The organism is Pleionea sp. WD8-19, from assembly GCF_055326765.1.
Window position 1 is genome coordinate 214,572 of the sequence record NZ_JBUZOU010000007.1, and the last position, 12,059, is coordinate 226,630.

Here is a 12,059-nt window from a genome sequence, read left to right on the forward strand (position 1 = left end):
ACTATGATTCTTTTTTTCGAAGGGTTAATACTAAAAAAATAATGGCCAAAGTCATGGCCAGTCCAAACCATTGAATCGCATAAGCCAAATGCTTTTCAGCCGGCATAGCAATGACATTCCAGTCACGGACAAAGCCATGCTCACTCGTTGGCGAAAGACGAATTATATAGTCTAAAACATCGCCTTTCCTAGTCTGCATTAGCTCCTTCAGCAAATTGAAATCGAGTCCTTGAATAACCCATTGATTTTTAGAAGCTTCTGTTAATGCATGCTCAAAAAGGATTGGCTTGCCTTTACTAAAATAGGCTTGCCCGTTACCTCGCCAAAACTCCGGTAAGGGCTCAACCTTAGGTAAAAACCGCCGATCGGGCAAAGTTTTAATCCAGCCCCGGTTTACCCAAACGATGTTTCCACCCGATAGCTCCACTGCCGACAAAATATGATAACCGTCTTGTCCTTGATAAGGTTCATTAGCCAGATACACCACTAAAGGCAATGTTTTACCAGAGAAGGCTACTGGTTGATAATCATTTACGCTCTCTGCTTCCGCTTCGAGTGATTCAGGTTCTTTTTTTTGCTGAAGCTCATACTGCTGAACCAAACTTTCTTTTTCTAGCGCTCGGCTCCATTGCCAAACGCCTAAACGAACAAGTACGATTTGCAGCGCAATAAAAACAAGCAATAAAAACCAGTTCAATCGCATGAATCGTCGACAGAACGGCAGTTCAAATTCAGTCGTCCATTTGTTCAGCTGTTTTCTCATGAATGAACTCGTATAATGGATCATCACTCAATACTGAGGAATGACCATGCTCGGAAATATAATTGTTGTAGTATTGCTTTTAGCCATCGCTTTTAACTTATTTCGCGGATTGTATTTTTTAGTTAGCGCCAGAGGTCGTGGTAACAAAAAAGTGGTTAACTCGCTCAGTTGGCGCATTGGCCTATCAATTCTGCTGTTTGTACTGTTAATTGTGCTGAACTATTTTGGTGTAGTGAAACTTCATTCGTTACCCCAAAAACCCGTTGAAACCGTAACAACTTCACAGCAAAAAGCCGGGTAAACCCGGCTTTTGCGTTTTTAATTTCTTCAGCTTTTTACATCGCGTAAACGAAAACAAAAAGGAATAACCAGACCACATCAACAAAGTGCCAATACCAGGCTCCCGCTTCATACGCGAAATGGTTTTCTGGCGTGAAGTGCCCTTTAGAACAACGAATTGACAATACAATCAAAAAGACGGTTCCGATGGTTACGTGCAACCCATGGAATCCCGTCAGCATAAAGAAGGTACTGCCGTAAATTCCGGAGCCCATGGTTAACCCTAAGTCGACATAAGCGTGATAATACTCATAAGACTGTAAAGCCAAGAATATCGCGCCAAGCAAGGCCGTGATCCAAGTAAACAGAATTAACGTTTGGCGGTTGCGATCGATTAATGCGTGATGCGCAATGGTTAACGTCCAAGAACTGGTCAAAAGAATGGCGGTATTAATCGCAGGTAACCCCCAAGCCGGCATCGCTGTAAATGCCGCATCGGCTCCCGCTTTAGCATCGGCAGGTGTTACTGTTAGAGGCCAAAGATTTTGAAAACCCGGCCAACTCAAAACCGACGTCATGGCTTTATGACCGTCCATGCCATCACCTGCTAACCAAGGCAATGCGAATGTTCGAACGTACCAAAGTGCGCCGAAAAACGCAGCGAAGAACATCACCTCCGAGGTAATAAACCACATCATTCCGTAACGATAGGATCGATCCATTTGCAAGCTGTTCATGTTCGCCATGGATTCTCGTGCAGCTGTGCTCCACCACTTCCACATCAGGTAAAAAATGATAGCCATACCCACCATCAGCAAATAGCTACCAAAGTTGCCATCGTTATTGGTCACTACGGCTTTTGCAACTTCTCCTGCCGCTTCAGCAGCTTGATTTTTTGCTGTGGTTGTTTGCTGAATAAAGTGTCCTGCACCGAGAGCAGTGATAAATAAACCGACCGAACCAATAATCGGTAAATTGCTTTGCTCCGGTACATAATATTTTGTTGTTTTTTCAGTCATCGTTTGTCTCCCTTAAGGATCTAATTGGCAGCGACCGAGTCGGATCCTTTGGACGTTGCATTAAACAATACGTAAGACATGGTAATGGTGTGCACACTGTCTGGCAGATCGGGATCAATATAAAACTTCATTGGCATACTGATCTCTTCACCAGGCTTCAAGGTCTGTTGTTCAAAACAAAAGCACTCGGTTTTATTTAAGTAAAAAGAGGCTTGACTGGGTGCAACACTGGGTACCGCTTGTCCGGTGATCATTTGCTGCGAATAGTTACGCGCGTAGAACACCACTTCGTTTAATTCTCCCGGATGAACTTCGACTCTATTAACGGTTGATTTAAATTCCCAAGGCATACCGCGGTTAATATTGGTGATGAGCTCCACCGTAACCGTACGTGACTTGTCAGCTTCGACTTGTTCGTATAATGCTTCACTAACAACCACTTTGCCGTTAATTCCGGTAATTTCACAAAACACGTTATAAAGAGGAACCATGGCGAAAGTAAAAGCTGTCATCAACAGTAACAAACCCGTTACTTTGAAAATCACTTTTTTATTTTTACTCTCACTCATGGTGTCATCCAATCTAGGCCTCCTTTAAGAGGCCAATAATTTATTTTACTTCCGGAGCCTGTTCAAAAGAATGATAAGGCGCGGGCGAAGGCAAATGAGTAAACTCTAAACCTTCTGCGCCTTCCCAAACCTCATCACTGGCTTTGCCCTTACCGCCTTTAATACAGTTAATAACAATATAAAGGAAGAGCAATTGACCAAAGCCCAACATGAAAGCGCCAATGGAAGACAGCTGATTGAAGCCTTCAAACATCATGTTGTAATCGGGAACACGACGTTGCATACCGGCTAAACCGGAGAAGTGCATTGGGAAGAAGGTGATATTCACCGCAATGATCGACCACCAGAAATGCACTTTACCCAAAAACTCGTTGTACATATTTCCGGTCCATTTTGGCAACCAGTAGTACACCGCAGCAATGGTTCCAAATATAGCACCCGGGAAGAGTACATAATGGAAGTGCGCTACAACAAAGTAAGTATCGTGGTATTGTTTATCAACTGGCGTCATCGCCAACATAACACCCGATACACCGCCTAAAGTAAACAACACCACAAACGCCAGTGCAAACAGCATCGGTGTTTCGAAGGTGATAGAGCCTTCCCACATGGTTGCTACCCAGTTAAAGATCTTAACGCCGGTTGGTACCGCGATGATCATGGTGGCAATCATAAAATACAGCTCGCCGGCTACCGGCATACCAACAGTAAACATATGGTGTGCCCAAACGACAAACGAAAGGAAAGCAATGGAAGCGGTCGCATAAACCATGGATGCGTAACCGAACAACGGTTTACGGCTGAAAGTTGGAATAATATGCGATGCGATCCCAAAGGCCGGCAAGATCATAATGTAAACTTCCGGATGACCGAAGAACCAGAACACATGCTGGAACATTACCGGATCACCACCGCCCGCCGCGTCAAAAAAGGACGTGCCGAAATGACGATCGGTCAGCATCATCGTGACCGCGCCCGCAAGAACAGGCATCACCATAATCAACAAGAAAGCCGTAATCACCCAAGTCCAAACAAACATGGGCATTTTCATCAAAGTCATACCCGGTGCACGCAGGTTAAATACCGTTACGATGACGTTAATAGCCCCCAAAATGGACGAGATACCCATTAAGTGCACGCCAAAAATAAAGAAGTCAGTACTCGCTGGCCCATATTTAGTAGACAGCGGCGCATAGAAAGTCCATCCAAAGTTAGGCGGACCATCAGGAAACAATTGTGGAACCAGCGATAACAACAACAACGTAAACGCAAACGGCAAAATCCAGAAACTGAAGTTATTCATTCTGGGCAAAGCCATATCGGGTGCGCCGATTTGCATTGGGATCAACCAGTTCGCCAAGCCAACAAACGCCGGCATAACCGCACCGAACACCATGATCAATCCGTGCAGTGTGGTCAAAGAGTTAAAAAAGTTGGGATCCCAGAATTGCAGGCCGGGCTGGAATAATTCCAAGCGAATACCGAGCGCCAGCAATCCTCCGATTAAAAACATGATGAAAGAGAACCATAAGTACATGGTTCCGATGTCTTTATGATTTGTTGTTAACAACCAGCGACTGATGCCGGTTGGATGATGATCGTGTGCCATGATTCAGTCTCCTAATTACCGGCTTTCAGTTCAGCAACGCGACCCGGTTGCATGGTATCGCCTGTGTTGTTACCCCAGGCATTTCGTTCGTAAGTGACAACAGCAGCCAGATCAACGTCTGACAACTCTCGACCGAAACTCGGCATGGCGCTTTTACCTAAAATGACCAATCGCGTATGATCGTCAGCAGAACCTTCAGTAACCAGTTTGCTGCCTTTCAGTGCTGGGAAAGAACCTAATCCTTCACCATTGGCTTGATGACACAAAGCGCATTTACTGTCGTATACTTCTTTGCCGCGCGCCATCAAATCTTCCATCGACCAACTTCTTGCCGCCGCTTCCGCTGCTATGCGCTCCGCTTCAGCTTTCTCTACTAACTTTTGCTCAACCCATTGATCGTACTCGGCTTGCGATACCGCACGAACCACAATGGGCATAAACCCATGCAAACGTCCACACAACTCGGCACAAACACCACGATAAATACCGGGCTCATTTATTTTCGTCCAGGTTTCATTGATAAAACCAGGAACAGCATCCAGTTTTACCGCGAAGTCTGGCACCCACCAAGCGTGAATGACATCTTCGGCTGTAATCAGAAAACGAATCTTTTTACCCACTGGAAGCACTAACTCATTGTCGACTTCAAGCAAATAATTATCGCCCTTTTCTGTACCGGTACGATCGTAATCTTCGTATTGTGCTGCCGGAGTCGACAACGCAGAAACGAATTCAATATCGTTTTCCAGATATTTATAGCGCCACTTCCATTGCAATCCTGTGACCTGTACCGACATGTCGGCTTTACTGGTGTCTTCCATATCCAACAGCAAGCTGATGGCAGGTTTGGCCAGATAAATCAGGATTAACATAGGAACCACGGTCCATATAATTTCTAACGTGGTGCTGTGACTGAACTTAGCGGGGTTTGGATTGTTGGATTTCCGGAAGCGTATTACCGCATATAAAATCGCAGCAAAGACCAAACCGGCAACAATAAACATTAACCAGACAACTTCCATATGCAGATCGAAAACTGCTTGAGAATTGTCGGTTACCCCGGGACGAAGATTAAGTGTGGAATACTCAGGCTCGGCTGCCCATAAACTGCCCATTATCAGCGAAACGAACAGCACCAAGCCTGACATTACCCGTTTAAGTAATGACATGGTGTGCTTTCTCCATCAACAACCCTGGTCAGAAGCTGACCATTTTTTATTTTGTTAACTTTATTAATTTATGTTTTGTCCGAAATCTAATCTTATCGATCAGATATCAAACAATGGCGTAACCATACCTTAAAAGCGGGTTCTCTGGCTATCCCCAAAATGAGAGCAAAGAAAAAATATTCGGTGAAATAAGAGGAAAAACAAGCCGATAGCTGAACAAAAAATCAGCTATCGCAAGAAAGGACGGATCACTTCTTCGATCGGATAATCAGGATACTCTGCGGTAAACGCTTTCACTTCTTGGTTCATTTCATGAAACTCTTGCGCTTCGGCTAATTTTAAAATTTTCTGTATCCAGCGTTGTTGTAGTTGATCCGGATGCGGGCTCAATTCAGAATGCGATTTCCCTTCCGGCATATCATAAAACTCGTTGCTCTTTACCAATGCGTGCGTATCGCCAATGGTTCGCTCCGGTTTCGAATGCGGTTGCCGTACAAACTCCTGGTCGCCAGTTGACGTTTGCTCTATCGAAATAGCACTGTCGAAGGTAAAATCGGTGGTGATTTTTTTCGACGCAAAAGGGTCGTTTTGTAACACAGAATCCTTTTGGATCATCGGCCACATGACATGCGCCAAAGTCAAAGTCATCACCATAGCCCCTGCAATTGATACCGGAATTCTCAAGTGATCCCAAAATCGGGTTTTTACCTGAAATGGCTTTGTACTTTTAGCCGTTTTCGTAGCTTCTCGATGCGCTGCAGCACAAATCAACTTATCCAAATCGGCCGATGGCTGTTCAATAGACTCCCGTCGATAGGTATCCAGCAGTTTCTGCTCGTCTTTTGAGTAAATGGAATCTTGCTTTACGTTCATGGTTGTTGCTCTCCCAATTGCTCTCGCAACTTATTCATTGCATATCTCAACCGACTTTTTATGGTTTCCCGGCTGGTTCCTGCAATTTCGGCAATTTCGGCCAACGCAAGCCCACCTTCCTGCTGCATCAGTAAGGCTTCACGTTGCTCAAAAGGTAAATCACTGATGGCTTTGCGCATGGCTCCGGCCATTTCGGAATACTCCAGCGCCTGCAAGTTCGTAACCTGATCACTGCTGTTTTCCACAATTTCCTGGTGATTTCCATCAATTCGCTGGGCATATTGAGAAGAAGACATATGTCGAAAATGATCGATCAAACGATTGTGAGCAATGCGATAAAGGTACGTCGTAAATTTGGCACTTTGTTCGTAAGTGCTTCTGGCATTTACAATTTTCAACCAAACATCTTGAAACAACTCTTCGGCAATATCATGGCTGTAACACTGCCGCAGAAAAAAACGCAACAGCCCACCTTTATGACGCGTGTACAGACGTTCAAATGCCACCGCCGATCCTTGACAGTATTGAACCATCAAGTCTTCATCACTGTCGCTTTCTGGCATGCTTGTTTGCTCCATATTACCTGCTACTGGGGCAAAATTATCACTGGTTTGCAATGATATAAAATTCATGGATCACTGTCTTCTCATTTTCAATAAATCCTGCGGACTCACCCAACCAAAAGGCCTTTCGTTTTACACTTAATTCATCCGGTTTACTTTCGGCGGCACCGATAAATTCATCAAGTTTTTTAAACCTCATAGCAATTAACGAGGTCCAATGCCACCCGGGGTTAATAAGAGCTTTTTGAATCGCAACGCATACTTCGCTGGTCATTCATATTTAACTTCACTTCGAAAGAGAGAGCGATATGCTTTGTGTAATACCTTTATAGGTAACCGAGAATAGAAATGAGCTGCGATCACGATTTAACGCCTCAAAGTCATTTTGGGAAATGTTCCTATCGATTCAATGAAAAACTAGTCGCCACTGGTACCAATGATTACAATATGATTTTATCACTTTAAGGAGTTACCGCTTGTCTGCAATCGAATATTGGAACCAGAAGATTCACAGCGAAATTCCAGCCACTCAAATGCTTGGTTTGGAAATCAAACGTCTTGCCCCAAAGTTCATTGAAGTAGTTGCCCCTTTGGCAAAAAATGTGAATGGTCACCAAACCGCATTTGCAGGAAGTATTTACACGATAGGAATTACTTGTGGCTGGACACTAATTTCTCATTATTTATTGCAAAACAATATTACGGCAAGTGTTGTGGCGGGCAAAGCAGAAATTCAATATCGTCGACCTATTCACGAAAACTTACGAGCGCATTGTAAACTTCCTGACAATAATTGCTTATCCGCTTGGAATGGCTTTTGGGATCAGAACCGTTCGGCTCAACAAGTTTTAACCGTAGAAATTGGAGACTCCAATGCGGTATCGGCAATTTTAACTGCTACCTTTTATATAAAACGTACTGACTGATACCGCTAATGAACTCCATTTTCTTGATAACGAGTGCCACATTCCTTTTGAACGTGATTCCATTATTCGCTCAAACCAGCTCGACAATAGAGAGTGCCAAACCACTCGAAACTAACCGAGAAATCATTCTCAAACAATACTCCCCTCAAAGAGTTATTCCAGTCGCTCAAAATAATCCTATGGCGAGCCTGATTCACTTTCCAAATAAACACTCCATTACTTATGGACGGGTTCTTTTCTTTGGAGCACCGAATACAGCACCTGAAAAATCAGGTAAAAACCGAATAATCAACCGAGGCTTACCTGAGTTGGGTTGGAACACTTATTATCTCATGCATTGGAGAAAGGGTGTTGAAGCAAATAATTCATCACCCACAACATCAAACACAAGTGTCTTCTCAGATGCCTTAAACGTTTTACTCAGTCAGGGTAACGATGAACTTTTTCTAGTAGCAGACGATACCTTCTTAGAGAACTTTATAGATTTATTAGCAAAAGAAGCGCCAAAGACTCAAGGATTAGTTCTTTTATTGCCGAAAACCTTCCTATTCAACGAAGAAAAGTTACAAGCTTTGAAGCAAATTAAACAACCCACTCTAATCTTTTACCAATCGAATCGCCATAACGACTGGATTGGTAAGTTGAAACAGGTACCTGCTCATACTTTTACGTTAAAAGATATTTCTCCAACCAACCGCTTAACTCACAATGGTCAATTTGTTGTTGCTCAGATTCACGGTTGGCTAAAAAAACTCACCTTAAAGCATCCCCAATGAGCAAATTTTCTGTTTGCACACACCCTTTTTCAATGATTTTTTTTCCTTCTACTGGTACTTGTTTAAAGCGACTTGTTTGTAAAACGCTTTGAAAAATTGCACTCAACTTTTAATTTCACCTGTATTTGAAAAAAAAATGACGATTTTTCTGTGATTTTGCTATTTTTTTATTGATTTTTTTTGAAATTCACATACTTACGCTATAAACTTTGTTTTGAGCTCGTTCACTCATTCATTTTGGAGGTTTACAATGGCTAAAGGTGCTGTTCGAAAAAAACGTAAGGTTGCTGCAAAAAAAGCAGCAAAGAAAGCAACGAAAAGAAAAGTAGCTCGTAAAGCGAAAGCAGTAGCAGCTACTGGTTCAACCGCTAAAACATTAGCCGCTGCAGAAAAAGTCGCTGCGAAAGCAAGTGCTGTTGCAGCTAGTGCTGAGAAAAAACTCGCTGCAGCTCAAAAGAAAGCGGACTCAGCTAATAGTGCGTTAAAAGCCAAGCGCGATGCTGCCAAGAAACGCAAAACCAAAGCCGCTAAAGCTGCAGCTGCAAAAGCTGTCGCTGCAAAGAAAAAAGCAGCGGATGCAGTAAAAGCTGCCAAAGCGGCTGTTAAAGCGGCGAAAGATGAAGCTAAAGCTGCAGCAGCATCAGTAAAATCCATTAAGGGTGTTGCCGGTAAAATGGCAAAAGCATCTGCCAAAGCTGCGGCTGCAGTTGAAAAGTTTCGTGCAAAGCAAGATGCCCAACTGGCTAAGCTAGAAGCTAAACTGGTAAAAGCTGCGGCTAAGCCGAAAAAGAAAAAAGCACGTCGTAAAAAGAAAGCCGCAAAGAAAGCTTAATGCCGCTTAAAGCAGAATAAAAAAGGGACCTGAAGGTCCCTTTTTTATTGCCCGTCATTTATTTTCAATCACCATAAAAGCGTCTCATAATTTTTACTTACCACAATACACCAAAAACCTTGCGGTATGAGCAGTTGAGCCCATTCACTTCTAAGTGTTACTCGTTTAAATCGACAATTTTATCTCAAAACCTGTTTTTCTTGAGTAAATAATTAAAGAATTGAACGTTTCGGCTGTCGCTTAAATTCAGAGAACTCTTTAAAGTCCCAAAAACGAATGGCCAACATGGCACTAAAACCGTCCCGTTGTTCTAGGGGTAATCGACTGTCCATTTCAATTAAATGATGTATATCTTGCTCAAGCTTTTGTAGTTTTTGCTTAATTTGCAGCATTGAGTTACGAGACAACAAGCCAGAAACAAACTTTAACGACTCTTCTGGCTGATCAAACTTTGCATTAAGAAACGCATCTTTAACGTTTTTCATCACAAAGTTTTCGATTGGCCCTCGCTTAATCCAATGAAAATCACGAGCTGTGATCAGCCGAATTTTATTTTCAGGCAACAATTCAATAATACCCATTCGGTCAAGCTTTACCAATAAGCGTATCAATTCCGGCTCTGTAAAACGGTAATGCTTAAGAATTTGATCAAAGCGCCAATGATTTAATACCAAGTAAGTAACCAGCAATAGGGATTTATCTTCAACGATGGCCTGCTCTTGCTCACGGGTTAATTGAGTCACTTTTTCTCGAGCTCGTTCAGCATCCAGAATCAATTCGTGCAAACTGATATTAAGCATTTGACAGATCTGCTCAACTCTATGCAACGTAAAGTTTTGGGAAGCAAACAATCGCTTAACACTGGCTTCACTTAAATTAAGCTGTTCGGCAACATCCAGATAAGTTAATTGCTGACGCTTTAACGCGTATTTTAATTGCGTAATCAAATTGGGAATATCACTCATGATTTTACTGTTTGTACTTTGGCAGGCTCGGTGACTCTGAGGATCAAATCGAAAAGTCGCAACATTTCCTGACGTGCATCATGTGCTCCATAAAGGTCAACATCGAAAACCGATTTACCCATTGAAATGGCTCTGGAATATATACTGCGATCTTTCACTAAATGCGCGCCTTCAGAATACATTCGTAATGCCAGTAAACGCTCATCCTGGCGACGTACATCAACGGCATTCACGCACTTGATAATATGTTTATGGCGTACATAACGAATGGATTTATTCACCGCGCGAATATCAAGAATACTGGCACGCATCGGTACGATTACGATTTCACCTTCAAAACTAATATCGGTATGTGGCGGCAGATCGTAAATGATCCAGTCCGCCAAAGGTCGAACGGCTGGCTTGCCTTTCAATACGGTAAATGACAATTGCTTGTCATTAAAAACATCAACTGCCGATTGCTGTGGATCCATATCGCAAAGTATGACTTTCTGACCTCTAGAGTGTGCAGCGGCGGCCAAGTTGATGGCCAGCGTGGTTTTACCCACCCCACCTTTCGGTGACCACAAAGCAATTGACCTCATCCTTGCAGATTTCTCATAGTTTTCAAATAATGGTCAGGATTCAAACTTAATCACAATGGCATCAGGGGATTTATGAGTCACTCCCAAACTGAACGTACCGTTGCCCAATAGTGGTAATTCTTCACGACGTAAATAAATTTCTTGTGCATCTTCGGGCTGAATGTAGGTACCGTTGGTACTGTGGTCGATCAGGACAAATTTACCCCGTCGAAAGACAATATGGCAGTGATCGCGAGACACCAGCTCACTATCGATAAACAAATGCACCTGCTTTTTATTACGTCCAATAATATAAGGCGTTTGTTCCGGTGAAATTTCAATAATTTGTCCTTGGGCAATTAGACGGATTTGATTGTGATCCAGGTGCTCAGAAACCGCTTGCATCGAAAAAACCTGAGTCTCCGTGAACCCGGATGTGGGTGTTTTCCAAAACAAACGGTGAATGGTGGAATGATCAAGAGCACCTTTAATAGCGACCTGATCATACTCTTGCGTTGATTGCTTTAACTCTGGCGTTAATTGTTCAACCGTCGAATCGGTTAGTAAAATTTGAGAACTCTTGGCAATTCCGGTAACAAAAGCCGCATCGTTTACAGCTTCACCAAACAGATCATCGCCTTCTTTCAACGTTTTTCCATAACCAATGCCAATTCTTACTCCCAATCCATGCGAGACGACAAATGCCTCCATTTCGCGCTGAATTGCCATAGCCGCCTGGCAGGCATTTTCACAAGAAAGAAAGCTGGCCATGATTTCATCACCAATGGTTTTTACAACACGACCTTCAAATTTGCGAGTATTAAACACCATCACATTGATCATTTGATCAATGATTGATTTTGCTACTTCGTTTCCTTGTGACTTATAAAGCGCCGAGCTACCGGAAACATCAGCAAACATGATAGTGCGTTTTTTGCCCCGCGAGAAAAGCATGAATAATAGTTACCTTTAAAATTTTTATTGTAGTCGTAGAATGGCTCAGTTACCTCTGAAATTTAACAAATCCAACCCGGATAGGCCATAACGGAAATCGGTACCTCATCATATTTTTGAGATTCCAGTGAAAATACTCAACTCTTACACGCTAACTGTTTTAACACAACCTACCGATTTATTCTCAATAAATGAGTTA

The 12,059-nt window shown here is 42.9% G+C and carries 15 protein-coding genes; 4 read left to right on the forward strand and 11 right to left on the reverse strand.

What is annotated here, in order from left to right; genetic code table 11:
* Position 1 precedes the first annotated feature (1 nt).
* Positions 2–763: an SURF1 family protein gene (locus ACTUJY_RS10940; RefSeq protein WP_463616123.1), complete on the reverse strand. Its 762-nt coding sequence runs from the start codon at positions 761–763 to the stop codon at positions 2–4.
* A gap of 46 nt (positions 764–809) precedes the next feature.
* Between ACTUJY_RS10940 and ACTUJY_RS10945 the strand changes: the two genes are divergently transcribed.
* Positions 810–1,064: a twin transmembrane helix small protein gene (locus tag ACTUJY_RS10945; protein ID WP_463616124.1), complete on the forward strand. Its 255-nt coding sequence runs from the start codon at positions 810–812 to the stop codon at positions 1,062–1,064.
* A 34-nt stretch (positions 1,065–1,098) separates the two neighbouring features.
* On the opposite strand, the gene ACTUJY_RS10950 is transcribed toward ACTUJY_RS10945, so the two are convergent.
* The 7 genes from ACTUJY_RS10950 to ACTUJY_RS10980 all read right to left on the reverse strand — a co-directional run bounded on the left by ACTUJY_RS10950 (position 1,099) and on the right by ACTUJY_RS10980 (position 7,118).
* Positions 1,099–2,061, reverse strand: a complete 963-nt coding sequence (locus ACTUJY_RS10950; RefSeq protein WP_463616125.1) for a cytochrome c oxidase subunit 3 — start codon at positions 2,059–2,061, stop codon at positions 1,099–1,101.
* Between the two features lie 20 nt (positions 2,062–2,081).
* On the reverse strand, positions 2,082–2,642 hold the full coding sequence (locus ACTUJY_RS10955) for a cytochrome c oxidase assembly protein (RefSeq protein WP_463616126.1): 561 nt from the start codon (positions 2,640–2,642) through the stop codon (positions 2,082–2,084).
* Positions 2,643–2,670: 28 nt separating this feature from the next.
* On the reverse strand, positions 2,671–4,239 hold the full coding sequence (ctaD, locus tag ACTUJY_RS10960; RefSeq protein WP_463616127.1) for a cytochrome c oxidase subunit I: 1,569 nt from the start codon (positions 4,237–4,239) through the stop codon (positions 2,671–2,673).
* Between the two features lie 11 nt (positions 4,240–4,250).
* Positions 4,251–5,408, reverse strand: coding sequence for a cytochrome c oxidase subunit II (gene coxB, locus ACTUJY_RS10965; protein WP_463616128.1), 1,158 nt, complete (start codon positions 5,406–5,408; stop codon positions 4,251–4,253).
* 228 nt (positions 5,409–5,636) lie between these two features.
* Complete coding sequence (locus ACTUJY_RS10970) at positions 5,637–6,281, reverse strand: hypothetical protein (protein ID WP_463616129.1); 645 nt, start codon at positions 6,279–6,281, stop codon at positions 5,637–5,639.
* Positions 6,278–6,913 (reverse strand): sigma-70 family RNA polymerase sigma factor, encoded by a 636-nt coding sequence (locus ACTUJY_RS10975; RefSeq protein WP_463616130.1) that lies wholly within the window; start codon positions 6,911–6,913, stop codon positions 6,278–6,280. The genes ACTUJY_RS10970 and ACTUJY_RS10975 overlap by 4 nt, the downstream gene beginning before the upstream one ends.
* On the reverse strand, positions 6,885–7,118 hold the full coding sequence (locus ACTUJY_RS10980; RefSeq protein ID WP_463616131.1) for a hypothetical protein: 234 nt from the start codon (positions 7,116–7,118) through the stop codon (positions 6,885–6,887). The genes ACTUJY_RS10975 and ACTUJY_RS10980 overlap by 29 nt, the downstream gene beginning before the upstream one ends.
* Positions 7,119–7,320: 202 nt before the next feature.
* Here ACTUJY_RS10980 and ACTUJY_RS10985 point away from each other — a divergent pair, with 202 nt between their 5' ends.
* The 3 genes from ACTUJY_RS10985 (at position 7,321) to ACTUJY_RS10995 (ending at position 9,378) form a co-directional block, all read left to right on the forward strand.
* Positions 7,321–7,770, forward strand: coding sequence for a YiiD C-terminal domain-containing protein (locus ACTUJY_RS10985; RefSeq protein WP_463616132.1), 450 nt, complete (start codon positions 7,321–7,323; stop codon positions 7,768–7,770).
* 8 nt (positions 7,771–7,778) lie between these two features.
* The gene (locus tag ACTUJY_RS10990; RefSeq protein ID WP_463616133.1) at positions 7,779–8,546 is read left to right on the forward strand and encodes a hypothetical protein; all 768 of its coding nucleotides are present in this window, start codon (positions 7,779–7,781) and stop codon (positions 8,544–8,546) included.
* A gap of 250 nt (positions 8,547–8,796) precedes the next feature.
* On the forward strand, positions 8,797–9,378 hold the full coding sequence (locus ACTUJY_RS10995; protein ID WP_463616134.1) for a hypothetical protein: 582 nt from the start codon (positions 8,797–8,799) through the stop codon (positions 9,376–9,378).
* 212 nt (positions 9,379–9,590) lie between these two features.
* On the opposite strand, the gene ACTUJY_RS11000 is transcribed toward ACTUJY_RS10995, so the two are convergent.
* From ACTUJY_RS11000 to ACTUJY_RS11010, 3 genes are read right to left on the reverse strand one after another with little or no spacing between them, the layout of a single operon-like run.
* Entirely contained in the window at positions 9,591–10,343 is a 753-nt protein-coding gene (locus tag ACTUJY_RS11000; protein WP_463616135.1) for a helix-turn-helix domain-containing protein, read from the reverse strand.
* Positions 10,340–10,927, reverse strand: a complete 588-nt coding sequence (locus ACTUJY_RS11005) for a ParA family protein (RefSeq protein WP_463616136.1) — start codon at positions 10,925–10,927, stop codon at positions 10,340–10,342. Before ACTUJY_RS11005 ends, ACTUJY_RS11000 begins: the two co-directional genes overlap by 4 nt.
* A 33-nt stretch (positions 10,928–10,960) precedes the next feature.
* Positions 10,961–11,860 carry an adenylate/guanylate cyclase domain-containing protein gene (locus ACTUJY_RS11010; protein WP_463616137.1) on the reverse strand — a complete coding sequence of 300 codons (900 nt, stop codon included), beginning with the start codon at positions 11,858–11,860 and terminating at the stop codon, positions 10,961–10,963.
* Between the last annotated feature and the right edge of the window lie 199 nt (positions 11,861–12,059).